Raw genomic sequence first — 17,213 nt, forward strand, 5'->3', positions numbered from 1 at the left:
GGATCGCGTGCCGAGAGGACGTGTGTGGTGGAGGCGTCGGCGGATCACGAATGGCCCCCGAATGGCTCCATACAACCGGATGGTCACGACGTTGCGTGGATGACCGGCGGATCTTCGACGTCTACGTGCTCGCGTTCGGGCGGGATATGCGTACCCGAAGCGGCAGGGCGAACGGGCGGCTCGCACTCGAGGTCTCGCCCATCACGCGCCTTCCCGGGGATGAATAGGTAGCGATCATTGCCACTGCCCCGAGCGCCATCGTCGCCGGGTAAAGGACCCCGAGGCTCCGATCGCATACGTAGAGTATCGTATCATCACTTTGAGTAGTTTTCCGAAGTGGCGCGAGGCTCGATCGACACGGTCGGCACACCGTGGGGTGTGGAGATCACGACCTGCCGACGGCTCCGCGTGGGTGCGTGGGTGCGGTCCGGAGCGTCGGCAGGGCCCGGAGTCCGGCCGCGGTCTCGTTCACTCGTGGTGGGGACTCGGTTCGGGTTGCGGTTCCGCGCCGCCCGGATCGAGTCGGAACGGCGGGTACGCGTCGGTCATGAGGGCCTCGTAGGCGACCACGCGAAGCACCCAACGGTCGAGGCCGATCACCAACGCGTAGATGCCCCTGGGGTAGCGCCCGGTGAACAGCAACGCGATGCCCGCGAACAGAACCAGTGCGGGAATGAGCCCGCCCCAACGCCACGCACCGGCGGTGAAGATCCCGACCAGGACGAGCTGCGGAAGGACCAGCAGCCACCACTTGACCAACACCAGCCCACGCGAAAGGCGTTCGGGGTAGACGATGTCGAATCGCGCCGGGTACTCGGGGTGTTCGGCGAGGGTGAAGGGCGGATAGCGATCGGTGCCCAGCCCGCCGTACCCGTAGTACCAGACGCGCCAGGTCCAACGCAGGACGCCGACGTTGAAGTCGAACAGCGGGCGTGGGTATCGGGTGGTGAACAGGATCGCGAAGAACGCCACGATGCTGACCGCGAGAAAGGCGATCCACAGGAAGAACAGCACGATCGCGTGCGGGATCAGCAGGAACCACTTCACCACCCACAGCCAGCGGGACGGTTCCGCTTCGAGCCTGGCTTCCAGCCGGACGGGCTGGGTCGTTGCGGCATACATGTGACCTCCTCGACGGCGGGACGGCGGATACGTTCCGTGCCCCTCGATCGCCGGCTGTCGCAACCTCCCCGCGCCGCCGCTTCGAGCACACGGCGACCGGGAGTCCCCGACCGCTTGCTCGGGTCGAGCTGCGATCAGGTCCGGGGCGGTCAGCCGCCGCTCCCGCTCTTCCATGATCCTGCGCGGCGGCACAGGGCGCAGGAGATGACTTTCCGGCCCACGGGCACGCGGACGTCCCTCGGCCCCGTCACCGCCCGCTTCGTGTTGATCTGCTCCGAGTCATTCCTGTTGTGGCATAGTCGGGCGGCGCGGGGGTGAGGTGGTGGACGACATCGAAGGGCAGGCACCATGAGCGGCGACCGGACGGCGACCACGCGTGAGCGCGCCGACCTGACGGAATCGCTGGCGAGGCATCGCGGGTTCCTGCGCCAAACGGTCCGTGGGCTCACCGACGAACAGGCGGCGACGCGTACCACCGTGAGCGGACTCTGCCTCGGCGGGCTGATCAAACACGTCGCCGGCACCGAGGCGTCCTGGATGCGATTCGCGGTCGGCGGCGCGGAGGCCATGGCGAGCGAACCGGTCGACTGGGAGGGCCAGTTCCGCATGACCGAGGGTGAAACGCTCGGCGGACTGCTCGACGCGTACGAGAACGTGGCACGTGCGACCGACGACCTGGTGGCCACGCTGCCCGATCTGGACGCGTCCCACCCTCTTCCCGAGGCCCCGTGGTTCGAGCCGGGCGCCCGGTGGTCCGTGCGCCGCGTCATCCTCCATGTCATCGCCGAGACTTCGCAGCACGCCGGACACGCGGACATCCTCCGTGAATCACTGGACGGCGCGAAGACGATGGGCTGACCCGCCGGGGCTGCCTACGTATCGTCGATTCGGGCGATCGGGGCGCCGCTCGCCGAGGGGGCCATCAGGAAAACCTCCGACCGGCGCCCGCATTTGCCCGCGCGCCGCGTGCGCGGGTGTTTCCGGCAGCCGCCGACATTCGGCGGTACGGGCACCCGATTTCGGGGTGTCCGACGGATTCGAACGGCACGCGGGTACGGGCCCCACCGCGTGCGCGGTGGGGCCCGTACCCGAGGTCTTCATTGGTCTTGGGGGTGTGGGTCAGCCGCCCTGGCCGGCGCTGCCGATGGGGCCGACGTTGACCGGGGAGCCGGTGCCGTCGGTGACGGGCAGGGAGCCGGCGCCGGGCCAGCGCAGGGTGACGGACTTGGTCTCTCCGGGCGGGGTCACCTGGAGGCCGGTGACGCGGACGCCGGAGCCGCCGCTGTCGTTGGCCGGGTAGGTGATGCCGAAGGACACCGACTTTTCGCTCTTGAGGGTGAACGGGTCCGCGGGTGCGCCGGTGCGCTTCGCGGACAGCGGTCCCGCGCTGGTCTGCAGGTCGACGCCGGCGAATCCGGACATGGTGCAGTTGTGGCCGATGTTCTTGAACGTCACGGCGACGGTGTGGTTGGTGTCGCCGCCGATGGTGGCGTCCTGCGCGGTGACCTGGAGGTCGTCGGTGCGGCACTTGCCGATGGAGCCGTTGTCGCCGGCGCCGGCCCCGCCGGTGGTGCCGGTGGTGCCGGTGGTGCCCTGGCCGGCGGAGGTCTTCCCGGCGGGGGTCGTACCGCTGCCCTGGCCGCCGCTCTGGTTGCCGCCCGTGGTGGAGGCGGCGGGTGGGGTGGTTGCGTTGCCGGCCTGGCCGGCGGGTGCGGAGGCGGGGGGCGGTGCGGCGCCGGTGTTCTTGTCCGAGTCCGTGTCCTGGCACGCCGTCATCAGCATGGCGCCGGTGGCGAGGGCTGCGGAGACGAGAATGGCCTTGCGACGTTGGCCGAACATGAAGAGAACCCCTTGGTGTCCAGTGGTCGGGCCGAAACTGGTTCGGCTCCCGGCTGCTTGCGAGATCCACTATGAAACGGCCGCGGACACCGGCGATACGGGAGTCGTCGTCCCACGACGCCGCTGTCGCAGACCGGTGACATGGTCACGAGAGGGAACGGCGGACATCCCGGCACGCCCCGGACGCCCGCAACGACCCACAGGCCGCGCGGGTTCCGCCAGGGCGCACCGGATATCCCGGCAACGGGTTGGACGCGCGGTCGGCGCGGAAACGCGCAGGCTCTGTAACAACGCACCCGTAGCGGGTAAAGGCGGGAACGGCCGAGGCTCGGAGTCTGGACGGCTAACGGATCGGCGATGAACTGCGTTCCCTCGCTGCGAAGTCCGACCGGGGCCGGTGCGGACCCCGGTCATTGCCCCGCCCGTTCGGTCGCGGCAGGCTCTCACTCCTCCGCATCGATGCGCAGCGGCCTTTCGCCATCCGGGCCTTGACGGAGCATCAGTGGAGCGGCGAACCGATCGGCGGTGTCCTCCTCGGCCTGATCCGGGAACGCAGGAGCAGTTCGTCGATCGGCACATGACCGGACTCGTGTCATGACGGCGGCGCGTCTCCAACGACCGGCGATCGCAGAGGAAGGCGGCTTCGTCCCGGTCGCCGGCGGCCGGACCGTGTCCGCATGCCCGAGGTCTCGCCCCCTCGCGGTGCGGGCAGCCCCGACTGCCCGCGCCGTCCGGACCTGGCCGCCCGGGTCAGGCGGTGGCCGGGGCCGGGGTGCGATCGCTCGGTGCGGTGCGCAGCCGTTCGGCGATGGACCGGGCGTGTTCGGTCGCTGCCGTTTCGGCCTCGATGAGGAGGCGGTGGGCGAGCGGCCTGAGTTCCGTCATGGCCGGGTTGACGTCCGCGGCGGTGAGTTCGGCGCGGGCGGTGACCACGTCGAGGCCCCAGACATCGGTGAGCATGCGAAGGACGTACGGAGTGGCGTGGTCCCAGCCGGCGCGCGGAGTGCCGGGGGCGTAGCCGCCGCCTCGGGCCTCGACCAGTACGGCCGGGCGGCCCGGGAGCAGCGGCCGGGTGACGTCGGCGGCCCGTTGGTCGGTGATGACCAGGTCGAACCATGCCTTGACCTGCTGCGGGACGCCGAAGTTGTACATCGGCACGGCCAGCAGGAAGGCGTCGCAGGCGAGGAGCTCGTCGGTGAGTTCGGCGGCGAGCGCGGTGGCGGCGCGCTGTTCGTCGGTACGGGCGGCCTCCTCGGTGGTGCGGCTCGCCTCGGCGACGGGCCAGATCTGCGGCAGCGGTCGGCGGCCCAGGTCACGGCGGACGAACTCGGCGACCGGGTAGGCGCGGGTCCACTCCGCCTCGACGAGATCGGCCAGGGTTCGGGTGACCGAGTCTTCGGTGCGGATGCTGGAGTCGAGTCGGAAGAACTTCATCGGGCTTCTCCTTGGTGCGGTTCGAGCGTGTGCGGTTCGAGCGTGTGCGGTTCGAGCGTGTGTGGATCGGCGGGTGCCGATCGGGTGAGCGGGGATCGGGCGGCGCCGGGGCGCCGATCGGGCAGCACGGGGTGCCGCGCGAACCGGTTCGGTCCGGTCCGGCGGGTATGGGGTGAGCCGGGTGTACGGCCGCGTGGATGGGGGTGCGGCGACGGTAAACTCGCCTGTTGTCTCCTTGCCGTCGGCGTCGTGCGAAGTGGTCCGTCCCCCCTTTTGACCAATGCGTGACGGGAAAGGTGACCATGAACGGACACGAGGGCCTGGCGGTGCGTTTCGAGGCGCATCGCGACCACCTGCGCGGGGTCGCCTACCGGATGCTCGGCTCGCTGGACGACGCCGACGACGCCGTCCAGGCCGCCTGGCTGCGGGTCGACCGGGCGGGCGTGGACGGCGTCGAGAACCTCGCCGGGTGGCTGACCACCGTGGTCGCTCGGGTGTGTCTGGACATGTTGCGGATCCGGCGGACCCGAGGCGAGGAACCGCTGGCCTCGATGCCGGAGGCGGTGTCGGAGCGGCCGGGCGGGGTCGAACCCGAGCACGAGGCGGTGCTGGCCGAATCGGTGGGCCGGGCGCTACTGGTGGTATTGGACCGGCTCACGCCCGCCGAGCGGGTCGCCTTCGTGATGCACGACCTGTTCGCCGTACCGTTCGCCGAGATCGCGCCGGTCGTGGGGCGGTCGTCGGTGGCGAGCAAGAAGTTGGCCAGTCGGGCGCGGGAGCGGGTGCGCGGTGTGGCGACGGTCGACGAGGTCGATCTTGCTCGGGACTACGGCGTGGTCGACGCGTTCCTGGCCGCCGCGCGAGGTGGCGATCTGGACACGCTGGTCGAGCTGCTGGCGCCGGACGTGGTCCGTCGCGCCGACCGGCTCGCCGTAACGGACGAGGTGGCCACCGATGTCCGAGGCGCGCGGGCGGTGGCCGAGGAGACCCGGGTCTTCGCGCACCGCGCCCGGGTGGGCGACGTGGCGCTCGTGGACGGCAGGCCGGGGATCGTCATCGCCCCGCACGGGAGGTTGTTCCTGGTCCTGCGGCTGACCATCGTGGACGGGCGGATCACCGAGATCGACGTGATCGCCGATCCGGCGCGGCTGGACCGCCTTCCGCTGGCCGTCCGACTCGGCTGAAACCGCGTTCCGGAGCGGAGGAGGTACGACCGGACCGGCCGGCGCGGATCCCGGGAACGGGATCGGCAACGGGATCGGGCCGGCCGGTCGTACCGTCGGGTGAGCCTCGCGAGACGCCCGGACGGCCCAGCGAGGGTGCCCGGGCAGCCCCACAAGGCGCCGGAGGGCCCGTTCCGCCCGGCCTGAAATCGGCCCGACAGGGGTGACCACGGAACGTGATGGTGCTGCCGAGCGCGCGCGGCACCCGGGCCGTCCGGGCCGACGCGGGGTCGGTACCGGATGTGGTCGGGTACACGTCGGCCGTGGTCACCCACGAGGACGCGATCCGCGGGCCGGCGATCGTGCCCTCGGTGCCCCGGGTGGGCGCGCGATTTGCAGCCCGCCGGCCCGCCCCGCCCGTACCCCGTGTGTCGTGACGGGCACCGTTTGTAGCCCGTTCGGGGGCTTGTGCGGCGTGTCATCCGTCCGGGGGAGTTCCGGGGGCGGGGTGGGTGGGGTGGGATTACGGTGTGGTGTGGGTCACAGGAGTGAGGTGTGGTGCGTAAGTCGGGTTCTGGGCTGACGGGTCGTCAAGAAGTGTCTCTGTAGGGGGTGATGGCATCTGACGGGTCGTCAAATCATATGTGACGATGCGTCAGATGCCTTTGTTTTAACGGTAGTTGATCGCATCTCGGGTCGTCGATCCGCGTCGAACGGAGCTAGTGTCGGTCGGGTTGCCACGCTCGAGAAGCGACCCGGCCGGCCAGGGACCGGGGACGCGACACCTCCCCGGGCGCCTGCCAGTGGGCCGTAGCGGGGACCAGGGATGATGAGGAATTCATGGCCATCGCGCTACCAGTACGAGCGGACGATCCGTCCGGCACCGCACCGACGCCGACCCCGGCCGTCTACCCCGGGCGCCCCGCTCCCGCGCCCCGCACCCTCGTGGACATCCTGGACGCCACCGTCCGGGACCACCCGAACGAGCCCGCCCTCGACGACGGCCGGCGGACGCTGACGTACCGCGCCCTGGCCGCCGAGGTGGAGGCGCTGCGCCGCAGGCTCGCCGAGGCCGGCGTCGGCGTCGGGGACCGGGTCGGCGTCCGGGTGCCCTCCGGCAGCAACGACCTGTACATCGCCATCCTCGCCGTGCTGGCCGCCGGCGCCGCCTACGTCCCGGTGGACGCCGAGGACCCGGACGAGCGGGCGGACCTGGTGTTCGGCGAGGCCGGCGTACGCGCCGTGCTCGGTGCCGACCGCGAGCTGCGGGTCACCCGGGAGGCCGACCCCACGCCGTCCGCCCGCCCCGGCCCCGGCGACGACGCCTGGATCATCTTCACCTCCGGCTCCACCGGCAAGCCCAAGGGCGTCGCGGTCACCCACCGCAACGCCGCGGCTTTCGTGGACGCCGAGGCCGGTCTGTTCCTCCAGGAGGAGCCGATCGGCCCCGGCGACCGGGTGATGGCGGGCCTGTCGGTCGCCTTCGACGCGTCCTGCGAGGAGATGTGGCTGGCCTGGCGCTACGGCGCGTGCCTGGTCACCGTGCCGCGCTCGCGGGTGCGCTCAGGCGCCGACCTGGGGCCCTGGCTGGCCGAGCAGGAGATCACCGTGGTGTCCACGGTGCCCACGCTCGCCGCGCTGTGGCCGACCGAGGCGCTGCTGGACGTACGGCTGCTGATCTTCGGCGGTGAGGCGTGCCCGCCCGAGCTGGTGGAGCGCGTGGTCGCCGAGGGCCGCGAGGTGTGGAACACGTACGGCCCGACCGAGGCGACCGTGGTCGCCTGTGGATCGCTGCTCACCGGCGAGGGCCCGGTCCGGATCGGCCTGCCGCTGGACGGCTGGGAACTGGCCGTGGTCGACGCCGGCGGCCGGCCCGTCGCGATGGGCGAGACCGGCGAGCTGGTGATCGGCGGCGTCGGCCTGGCCCGCTACCTGGACCCGGCCAAGGACGCGGAGAAGTACGCCCCGCTGGAATCGATGGGCTGGGACCGCGCCTACCGCAGCGGTGACGTGGTGCGCGCCGACGCCGAGGGCCTGGTCTTCGTCGGTCGAGGCGACGAGCAGATCAAGCTCGGCGGCCGGCGGATCGAACTCGGCGAGATCGACGCGGCCCTGCAGGCGCTGCCCGGCGTGGTGGGCGCGGCGGCGGCGGTACGTACCGTCAAGGGCGGCAACCAGCTCCTGGTCGGCTATCTGGTGACCGGCGAGGGTTGGGACCGCGAGGAGGCGGTACGCCGGCTGCGGGCCGAGCTGCCCGCCGCCCTGGTGCCCCGGCTCGCCCCCGTGGCCGACCTGCCCACCCGTACCTCCGGCAAGGTCGACCGGGACGCGCTGCCGTGGCCGCTCGCGGACGCGGAGGACGCCGGACCCACCGAACAGCTCTACGGCACCGAGGCCTGGCTCGCCGAGCAGTGGACCGACGTGCTGGGCATCGCCCCGGACACCGCACAGGACGACTTCTTCGCGATCGGCGGCAACAGCCTGGCCGCCGCCCGGCTGACCACCCTGCTGCGCGAGCGATATCCGGCGGCCGCCGTCGCGGACATCTACCAGCAGCCCACACTGCGCAAGTTGGCCCGCCGGCTGGAGCGCTCGGCACAGGACGCGGGCGCGGCGCGCAAGGTGGTGCCGACACCGACCCGGGCCCGGATCGCGCAGCTCCTCATGCTGATCCCGCTGTTCACCCTGGTCGGGCTGCGCTGGACGGTCGGCCTGCTCGCGCTCGGCAACGTCGCGGCCTGGTTCGGCGGCTACCCGTGGGCGCCCACCGCGTCCTGGTGGTGGGTCGCGGCCGGCTGGGCGGCGCTGTTCAGCCCGCCCGCCCGGGTGGCCATCGCCGCGGGCGGCGCCCGACTGCTGCTGCGCGGGCTGCGCCCGGGCACCTATCCGCGCGGCGGCGGTGTGCACCTGCGGCTGTGGGCGGCCGAACAATTGGCCGACGTCAGCGGTGCGACCGCGCTCTCCGGGGCCTGGCTGCTGCGTTATGCCCGGGCGCTGGGCGCCAAGGTCGGCCAGGACGTCGACCTGCACACCCTTCCCCCGGTCACCGGCCTGCTCAAGCTCGGCCGGGGCTGCGCGGTGGAGGCCGAGGTGGACCTGTCCGGCCACTGGCTGGACGGCGACCGACTGGAGATCGGCGCGATAAAGGTCGGCGCCGGCGCGATCGTGGGCACCCGCAGCACGCTCTTCCCGGGGGCCCGGATCGGCCGCTCGGCCGAGGTGGCGGCGGGCTCCGCGGTCACCGGCAACGTGCCGCCGAGCCGCCGCTGGGGCGGGGTGCCGGCGATACGACTGGGCAAGGTCGACCGGAGCCGGCTCGGCGAACGGCCGCCGCGCAAGACGAGGTGGGCGGTGTTGTACGGCGCGAGCGGGCTGCTGCCGACCCTCCTGCCGATCGTGGCCGCGCTGCCGGTACTGCCGATCCTGGGCGCGTTCGTACACCCCGGTGCCGGTCTCGGCGCCGCGCTCACCGGAGCGCTGCTCGCGCTGGTGCCCGCCGTGGCCGCGTTCGCGCTGGTGTACGCGCTGTCCATCGTGCTCCTGGTCCGGCTGCTCAGCCTGGGTCTGCGGCCCGGCTACCACCCGCTGCACGGCCGGATCGGTTGGCAGGCGTGGACCGTCACCCAGCTGATGGACCTGGCCCGGGACAAGCTGTTCCCGCTGTACGCGAGTCTGTTCACGCCGGTGTGGCTGCGCGCGCTCGGGATGAAGGTGGGCAAGGGGGTCGAGGCGTCCACGGTGCTCGCGCTGCCCAGCCTGACCACGGTCGGCGACGGGGCCTTCCTGGCCGACGACACGCTGATCGCCTCCTACGAACTCGGTGGCGGGTGGATCCGGATCGGCGCGGCGGAGATCGGCGAGCGGGCCTTCCTGGGCAACTCCGGGATGACCGCGCCGGGCCGCTCGGTGCCCGCCCGCGGCCTGGTCGGCGTGTTGTCGGCGACGCCGAAGAAGACCAAGAAGGGCGGCTCGTACCTGGGCATGCCGCCGATGCGCCTGCCGCGTTCGGCGGACGTCGCCGATCAGGGCCTGACCTACGACCCGCCCGCCCGGCTGCGCTGGGCGCGCGGCCTGGTCGAGCTGTGCCGCGCGGTACCGGTGTTGTGCTCCGCCGCGCTGGCCCTGCTCACCCTGGCCGCGCTGGCCTGGCTGGGCAGCCACTCGCTGATCCTGGCCGCGCTGCTGTCCGGCGTGGTCCTGCTCGGGTGCGGCGTGCTCGCGTGTGTCGTGTCGATCGCGGCCAAGTGGCTGCTGGTCGGCCGATTCCGGCCGGTGGAGCACCCGCTGTGGAGCGGCTTCGTGTGGCGCAACGAGCTCGCCGACACCTTCGTCGAGGTACTGGCCGTGCCGTGGCTGATCGGCCGGGTGCCCGGCACGTCGGTGATGAACGTGTGGCTGCGCGGACTCGGGGCATCCATCGGGCGCGGTGTGTGGTGCGAGAGCTACTGGCTGCCGGAGGCGGACCTGGTGACCCTGGAGGACGCGGTGAGCGTGGGGCACGGCTGTGTGCTCCAGACGCATCTCTTCCACGACCGGATCATGCGGATGGATACTGTGATCCTTCGCGAGGGCGCCACGCTGGGTCCGCGCGGGATCGTGCTGCCGGGCAGCACGATCGGGGCGCGCAGCACGCTGGGTCCCGCCTCGCTGGTGATGCGCGGCGAGACGGTTCCCGAGGACACCGGCTGGCTGGGCAATCCGATCGAGGCGTGGCGACGGTAATGCGTTTCGAGGCGGCGTCGCGGGAAACGGCCCGTCCCGTGACGGTGGGCGCGACGGGGACGGAGCACGAATCGGTGATCGACCAGGGGCCGCGCTCAGGCGCCGGGGAGGCGTACTTCGCCACACACGGCGACCCGCGCTATCGCGTGCACCGCTACGAACTGACCCTGGACTACCGACCCGGACCCAACCGACTGGCCGGCACCGCCCGGATCGGCGCGCTGGCCGGCGATCGGCCGCTGAACGAATTCGCGCTGGACCTGGCGGAGTTCCGGATCGGGCGAGTGCTGGTGGACGGCCGCCGGGCGCACTACACACACCGTGCGGGCAAGTTGCGGGTGCGGCCGGGTACGACGATCCGCGCGCGGGCCGCGTTCACCGTCGAGGTGCAGTACACGGGCAATCCGAAGCCGGTGCGCAGTCCGTGGGGCGGGGTCGGCTGGGAGGAACTGACCGACGGCTCGCTGGTGGCCGGCCAGCCGATCGGCGCGCCGTCCTGGTATCCGTGCAACGACCGGCCCGACGACAAGGCCGCGTACCAGATCTCGGTCACCGCGCCGTCGGTGTACACCGTCGTGGTCAGCGGCCGACTGCTGACCCGCAGTACCCGGGCGAGCAACACCACGTGGGTCTACGAGCAGTCCGCGCCCACCGCGAGCTACCTGGTCAGCGTCTCGATCGGGCGCTACGACACGATCGGGCCGCTGGAACCGCACGTGGGAGTGTCGCAGGTCGCGCACGTGCCGGCTCGGCTGGTGCCGCGCTTTCTGGTCGACTTCGCGCGGCAGCCGGAGATGATGACGCTGTTCGAGGAGTTGTTCGGGCCGTACCCGTTCGGCGAGTACACCGTGGTGGTCACCGACGACGAATTGGACATCCCGATCGAGGCGCAGGGACTGGCCACCTTCGGCGCGAACCACGTCGACGGCTCGCGCGGCTCCGAGCGGTTGGTCGCGCACGAGTTGGCGCACCAGTGGTTCGGGAACAGCGTGGGGTTGGCGAGTTGGCGGCACATCTGGCTCAACGAGGGCTTCGCGCGCTATGCGGAGTGGTTGTGGGCGGAGCGCTCGGGCGGGCGGAAGGCCGCCGTGCAGGCAGCCGTCGAGCACGGGCAACTGGCCAGTCTGCCCCAGGATTTGCTGCTCGGGGCGCCGCGCCCGAAGCTGATCTTCGACGACCGGATCTACGCCCGGGGGGCGTTGACCGTACACGCGGTGCGGTGTGCGCTCGGCGACGCGCCGTTCTTCGCGATGTTGCGGGACTGGGCGACGTCGCACCGGCACGGGGTGGTCACGACGGACGACTTCGTCGCGCATGTGGCGCGGTATGCCTCGCGGCCGTTGGACGAGTTGTTCGAGGCATGGCTGTTTCGTGAGGAGCTGCCGCCGTTGCCGAGGGTGTCGTCGGGGTCGTCGGCGTCATCGGGGGCGTCTGCGGGGCCGGCGACGCCCGAGCCGCACGCGTCGCCTCCGCGGCGGAGTCGGCTGGGGTGGCCCTGGGCGTCGGGGCACGGCGGATCCTCCTCGGGGTGAGGCGGGGTCGGCGACCCGGGGGCGGCGAAGTGGGGGCGGCGATGCGGGGTCGCGTCGATCCGGCATACGGTGCGGGAAGACCGGCAACGTGGTCGTCGGGAACCGCACGGGTGGTTCGCCGGTGGCCGCCACGCATGAGAGGAACCGCGCGATGACCCAGGGCGAGACCGCGAACCCCACGACGCCGTACCGAGGCTGTGCGGTGGTCACCGGCGCCAGCAGCGGGATCGGGGCCGCGACCGCCGTGCATCTGGCTGGTCTGGGCTACGACGTCGTGCTCGGCGCGCGCCGCAAGGACCGGTTGGACGAGGTGGTCGAGCGCTGCGCGGGCCGAGGTCGCGCGCTGCCGTTGGACGTGTCCGATCCGGCCTCGATCGCCGCGTTCGCCGCCGCGGTGGACCGCTGTGACGTGCTGGTCAACAACGCGGGCATCGCGCGCGGCACCGAGTCGGTCGCGGAGGCCGACGAGGCGGCGTGGACCGCGATGTACGAAACGAATGTGCTCGGCACCCTGCGGGTGACCAAGGCGTTCCTGCCGCTGCTGATCGCGTCCGGGGACGGCCAGGTGATCACCATCGGGTCGGTGGCCGGGCGCGAGCCGTACGAGGGCGGTGCGGGGTACAACGCGGCCAAGCACGCGGTGACCGCGATGACGCGGGTGCTGCGGCTGGAGTTGCGTGGGCAACCGGTGCGGGTGTGCCAGATCGACCCGGGCATGGTCGAGACCGAGTTCACGCTCAACCGGCTCGGCGGCGACGCGGAGGGCGCGTCGGCGGTGTACGCGGGGATGACGCCGCTGGTGGGCCAGGACATCGCGGAGTGTGTGGGGTGGGTGGCGACACGGCCGCCGCACGTGAACATCGACTCGATGCTGGTGCTGGCGCGGGATCAGACGTCGGCTCGGGTCGTGCATCGTCGTCCTGCGGACGGGGTGGACGGGGTCTGATCGTCCTCAAGCGCCGGACGGGCTGGATGGGTCCGCCCGGGTCGGGCTCGTTGGGGCGTGCTCGTCCTCGAGCGCCGGACGGGCTGAATGTGGGCTGCCTGGTCGGGTGGGTTGGTGTGGGCTCGGGTGTCCTCAAACACCGGACGGGCTGGATGTGGGTTGCCCGGTCGGGTGGGTTGGTGGGTTTTCGGGTGTCCTCAAGCGCTGGACGGGCTGAGAGACTCAGCCGCGCAGGACGGCCGGGGACAACGCGTGCGGGATCAGCAGGGTCGGCCGTCCCGTCCCGTCGGCGCGCGCGGTCCACACGTCGCCGCGCAGATCCCCCGGCAGGCTGTAGACGACGTTGCCGTCGTCGAGCCATTCCGCCTGGTCGTCCAGGGTCCGGGTCTCGGCGAGCGGGGTCTCCACGCCGGTGGCCAGGGTCAGCACGAACAGGTGCCAGGGCCGGTCGGCGTCCGCGCCCGGAACCCGCTTCTTGTACGCGACGCGGGTGCCGTCCGGGGACAACGACGGGCACTCGGCGTTCTCGCGCACCGTGCGCAACGTGCGCGCGGCCGGATCGCCCCGGGCCAGCCAGGTGCGCCCGCCGGTGGCCACCGTCGCGTAGAAGGTGTTGTCGTCGGCGGCGAAGGTCACGCCCCAGACGTTGACGTCGGGCGCGTGGATCGACTCGGCGCCGCGATACAGCGCGTACGACTCCAGGTTGTCGTCGAGGCGGCCGGTCCGGGTGTCCAGGATCGCGGTCCGGGTGGAGAAGTTCAGGCCCGCGTACGACTCGCCGTTGACGAACGACGTCCACGCGACCAGTCGTCCGCTGGGCGCGACCCGGGCTCGTGAGGGTGTCCCGGCCAGCGGGTGGCGGCCCTTCTCGCGCAGGTTCGCGTCCAGCAGCACGGCGTCGTAGGTGCCGAGCGCGAGCGTGGCCGGTTGCAGGCACACGCCGGTGCCGTGCGCGGCGTGGAAGACCAGGCAGCGGCGCGAGGCGACGTCGCGCCGTGCCGGACGGGCCGCGTCGACCGCCGCGACGTGGTCCCGGCCGGCGTCGGCGGTGGTGCCGCGGAACACGATCCGGCCCGGCCGGTCCAGGCGCAGCGTCGTGTAGTCGCCGTCCCGGCCGGCCCGCGCGTCGCCCGCCGCGCGCAGCGTGTACACCACCGCGAGGCCGACGAGCAGCGCGGTGACCAGGGCCAGAACGGTCAGGCGCGTGGTGCGGGTCATCGGGATGCCCTTCTCGACGCGGCCGGGCGGGAGCCGCCCGGCGTGAGGGTGCCGCCGGCCAGCAGCGCGGTCGCGCCGACGAGGGCGAGGGCGAGTGCGACGGCGGCCAGGACGCCGGCGGTGCGCGGGCCGTACAGCGTCCAGGCGGCGCCGAATCCGGCCGCGCCCAGCGCCCGGCCGGCGGCCTGTCCGGTCTGGACCAGCGCGAGCGCGCCGCCGCGCAGTCGGGCCGGCGCGGCCGGTGCCGCCAGCGCCATCAGGACGCCGTCGGTGCCGGCGTAGAACAGGCCGAGCAGCCCCGGGATCGCCAGGATCAGCGTGAGGTCGGGCAGCGGGGTGAGCAGCGCGAGGTAGCCGCAGAGCAGCGCGAGGTGGCCGACCAGGAAGACCCGGCCGCGTCCGTACCGGTCCCCGGCGGTGCCGGCCGGGACGGCGAACAGCAGGAAGACCAGCGCGGTGCCCAGCGGCAACAGCGGGAACAGGTGCGGCGACAGGTCGGTGTGCCGTTGCAGCACCAGGTAGAGCATCGCGTCGCCGATGGTGACCGTGCCGAGCAGCAGCGCGGCCAGACACACCCGGGCGAAGCCCGGCACTCGCGACATCGCCGCCGCGTCGCGCAGTCGCACCGGAGTGCGACCCGATCGCCGGCCCGCGTCGCCGGCCGCGTCCGGCGTCGGATCGCGGACGAACAGCAGCAGGACGAGCAGACCGAACGCGGCCAGGCAGAAGCTCACCACGAACACCGCGTCGTACGCGTCGGCCGTCACCCACAACACCGCGAGCGCGACCGGCGGCCCGAACAGCGCGCCGGCGGTGTCCATCGCCCGATGCACACCGAAGGCCCGACCCTGGTCCGCCGGTGTCGCGGCCATCGAGATCAACGCGTCGCGCGGCGCGGTACGCAGGCCCTTGCCCGCGCGATCGGCCGCGAGCACCCCGCCGATCGCCGACACCCCGCCGGCGGCGGGCAGCAGCAGCTTGCAGCCGGCCGAGATGCCGTAGCCCACCGCGGCGACCGTCCGGTGCCGGCGGAATCGGTCCGCGACATGGCCACCGAGCAGCCGGGACGCGGCGGTCGCGCCGTTGTACAGCCCGTCCAACATGCCGAACGCCATGGGGGAGAGGCCGAGTCCGAGCACGAGGTAGACCGGGAGCACCGCGGTGACCATCTCGGCCGAGATGTCGGTCACCAGCGAGACCACGCCCAGGGTGAGCACCACGGGCGCGACCCGACGGGCGCCCCGCCCGGGCGGCGGCGACGACGCCGGGGGCGCACCCCGCGCGGGCGGTGCCTTCGCGCGGGCGGCGCGCGTCCCGGAGGCGAGGTCGGCGGAACGGCTGGACGACAGGTACATCCGGGGCCTCCGGCTGCGGCTCGGCGCGGGGAACGGGCAAGTGCTGGGTGCCGAGCGCCGGCTCGGGCACTCGGCACACTCGAAGCGGGCCACCTGGGGAGGGATCGGCGGTCGGGACCAGGTGACCTGCCGGCGGTTCAGAACCAGGTGACATTCCAAGGGAACGCGGCGGTGGCTTTCGCGCCGACCGCATCCGTCGCGGTCACCTCGACCGCGAACGACCCCACACCCCACGCCCGACCACTCACCACACACGTGAACGGACTCAGGAACAACCCGGCCGGGAGATCACGCGCCACACACGAATACGGCGCCGTCCCACCCGAGACCCGAACCGCCACGGTCACCCGCTGATCGAACCTCGACACCCGCGCCCCCGGACTCGCGATCTCCACCCCACCCGAGGGCGTCGCGGCCACCGTCCACCCGAACGACACCGGCGCCGACACCGCACCCACACTGTCCGCCGCCGTCACCGACACCTGCGAAGTCCCCGACACCGACGGCGAACCCGACACCACACAACCCCCACCCGCCGCCGACAACCCCACCGGCAAACCCTGGAACACACACGTGTACGGACCCGAACCCCCCGACACCACAACCGCCAACGACACCACCCGACCCACCACACCCGACTGCCCACCAGGACTCACCACCGACACCGCCGACGGACCACCGTCCTGCCAGACCTCGGTGATCGGTGTCGCGGTCGCGGCCTGGCCCGAGCGCCGGGTGCCGTACATGTCCTCGAAGGTGCGCAGCAGGCTGTAGTGGTCCTTGCGGCCCGCGTACCGGCCGGGCTTGACGTGCGCCCCGTACAGGACCGTCGCGATCCGGTTCTCGCTGCGGAAGTTGTCCTCGTCCCAGGTGACCACGAGCAGACTGTTGTGGGTCTTGGCCCACTCCGCGTAGCCGCTCAGCTTGTTCCGGGTCCAGGTGTCACCCGTGGAGATCCCGCAGGCCGGGTTGAACAGACGATCGTGCATGTCGTTGCACTGGTTCGGCACGACGTAGGAGATCGTGGGCAGGGTGTTGTAGTCGGTGGGGAACGCGGTGGCCGGATACGTGGTGGCGGCGGGCACGTTCGCGAACGACAACCACGGGTTGTGCTTGCGCGCGTACGAACCACTCGTGCAGGCACCCGGGTTGGCCGCCGACCAGTCCTCGTTGTAGCTGCCCCACGTGGCGCCCACGTCGATCAGCTGTTTGGCGAGGTTGTCCGCGGCGTACGGCGAGCCGGGCGGCGGACACTCGTCGCCGGTGACGCCCTGCGTGGAACCGGAGAACATCGCCATGTAGTTGGGCTGGCTGGGATGCGTCTCGCCGTGGAAATCGGTGAACGAAGCGCCGCCGGCGGCGAGCTGGTTGATGTACGGGGCCTGCGAATTGCCGATGATCTCCTCGTGGTTGGCGTTCTCGTGCACGACCACCACCACGTGGTCGTAGCGCGGGATCGCGGCGACGACCTGCGCCTTCGGGCGGTCGGGGGCACCGGCCGAGGCGGGGGTGGTCACGGCGGTGATCGCGCCGAGCGCGATCGCGACGGACAACGCGACGAATGTGGCCGATCGGGGCTTGCCCCGGGCCCTCGACCGGGACCCGGATCCGGAGTCGAACATGACCTGGCGCCTCCTTGGGCGTGGACGAAGCGGAATCGCAGCGTGGAATCGGCACCCCGAGGAAGCAACGCCCGTCGCGGGCACCGAGAATGGGTTCACCCCGACCCGAAACCGCACGTCCCGCCGTCGACTTCCGTGCCCGGACCGGCCGGGAGAGGGCGCCGTTCCGCCCGAAACGCCGGATGATCGCGGTCGTACGCCGACCCAGCGCTCATGCACCGATGCCCAAGCGGTGCGGTACCGGCGCACTCATGTCGGTG

Annotated in this window: 12 protein-coding genes; 6 read left to right on the plus strand and 6 right to left on the minus strand. The window is 72.2% G+C overall.

Features of this window, described 5'->3' with window-relative positions; genetic code table 11:
* Positions 1-468 precede the first annotated feature (468 nt).
* Positions 469-1,122, minus strand: coding sequence for a DUF4389 domain-containing protein (locus OG948_RS25480; RefSeq protein ID WP_406298674.1), 654 nt, complete (start codon positions 1,120-1,122; stop codon positions 469-471).
* Positions 1,123-1,470: 348 nt separating this feature from the next.
* On the opposite strand from OG948_RS25480, the gene OG948_RS25485 reads away from it, so the two are divergent.
* Positions 1,471-1,980: a DinB family protein gene (locus OG948_RS25485; protein ID WP_406298675.1), complete on the plus strand. Its 510-nt coding sequence runs from the start codon at positions 1,471-1,473 to the stop codon at positions 1,978-1,980.
* A 261-nt stretch (positions 1,981-2,241) separates the two neighbouring features.
* On the opposite strand, the gene OG948_RS25490 is transcribed toward OG948_RS25485, so the two are convergent.
* Both OG948_RS25490 and OG948_RS25495 read right to left on the minus strand, forming a co-directional pair.
* Complete coding sequence (locus tag OG948_RS25490) at positions 2,242-2,961, minus strand: DUF4232 domain-containing protein (protein WP_406298676.1); 720 nt, start codon at positions 2,959-2,961, stop codon at positions 2,242-2,244.
* Between the two features lie 750 nt (positions 2,962-3,711).
* Complete coding sequence (locus OG948_RS25495; RefSeq protein ID WP_406298677.1) at positions 3,712-4,395, minus strand: FMN-dependent NADH-azoreductase; 684 nt, start codon at positions 4,393-4,395, stop codon at positions 3,712-3,714.
* Positions 4,396-4,697: 302 nt separating this feature from the next.
* On the opposite strand from OG948_RS25495, the gene OG948_RS25500 reads away from it, so the two are divergent.
* From OG948_RS25500 to OG948_RS25520, 5 genes are all read left to right on the plus strand, one after another.
* Entirely contained in the window at positions 4,698-5,579 is an 882-nt protein-coding gene (locus OG948_RS25500; protein ID WP_406298678.1) for a sigma-70 family RNA polymerase sigma factor, read from the plus strand.
* 218 nt (positions 5,580-5,797) lie between these two features.
* The gene (locus tag OG948_RS25505; RefSeq protein WP_406298680.1) at positions 5,798-5,995 is read left to right on the plus strand and encodes a hypothetical protein; all 198 of its coding nucleotides are present in this window, start codon (positions 5,798-5,800) and stop codon (positions 5,993-5,995) included.
* A gap of 403 nt (positions 5,996-6,398) precedes the next feature.
* On the plus strand, positions 6,399-10,280 hold the full coding sequence (locus tag OG948_RS25510; protein WP_406298681.1) for a Pls/PosA family non-ribosomal peptide synthetase: 3,882 nt from the start codon (positions 6,399-6,401) through the stop codon (positions 10,278-10,280).
* Complete coding sequence (locus OG948_RS25515; RefSeq protein WP_406300338.1) at positions 10,280-11,812, plus strand: M1 family metallopeptidase; 1,533 nt, start codon at positions 10,280-10,282, stop codon at positions 11,810-11,812. Before OG948_RS25510 ends, OG948_RS25515 begins: the two co-directional genes overlap by 1 nt.
* 151 nt (positions 11,813-11,963) lie before the next feature.
* Positions 11,964-12,758, plus strand: a complete 795-nt coding sequence (locus OG948_RS25520; protein WP_406298682.1) for an SDR family NAD(P)-dependent oxidoreductase — start codon at positions 11,964-11,966, stop codon at positions 12,756-12,758.
* Between the two features lie 222 nt (positions 12,759-12,980).
* Here the strand turns inward: OG948_RS25520 and OG948_RS25525 are convergent, their stop codons facing one another.
* The 3 genes from OG948_RS25525 to OG948_RS25535 form a co-directional block, all read right to left on the minus strand.
* Positions 12,981-13,976, minus strand: a complete 996-nt coding sequence (locus OG948_RS25525) for a TolB family protein (protein ID WP_406298683.1) — start codon at positions 13,974-13,976, stop codon at positions 12,981-12,983.
* Positions 13,973-15,331 carry an MFS transporter gene (locus tag OG948_RS25530; protein ID WP_406298684.1) on the minus strand — a complete coding sequence of 453 codons (1,359 nt, stop codon included), beginning with the start codon at positions 15,329-15,331 and terminating at the stop codon, positions 13,973-13,975. Before OG948_RS25530 ends, OG948_RS25525 begins: the two co-directional genes overlap by 4 nt.
* Positions 15,332-15,468: 137 nt before the next feature.
* Positions 15,469-16,953: an alkaline phosphatase family protein gene (locus OG948_RS25535; protein ID WP_406298685.1), complete on the minus strand. Its 1,485-nt coding sequence runs from the start codon at positions 16,951-16,953 to the stop codon at positions 15,469-15,471.
* Positions 16,954-17,213 lie beyond the last annotated feature (260 nt).

The organism is Embleya sp. NBC_00888, from assembly GCF_045207655.1.
In the GTDB taxonomy this organism is placed as follows: Bacteria; Actinomycetota; Actinomycetes; order Streptomycetales; family Streptomycetaceae; genus Embleya.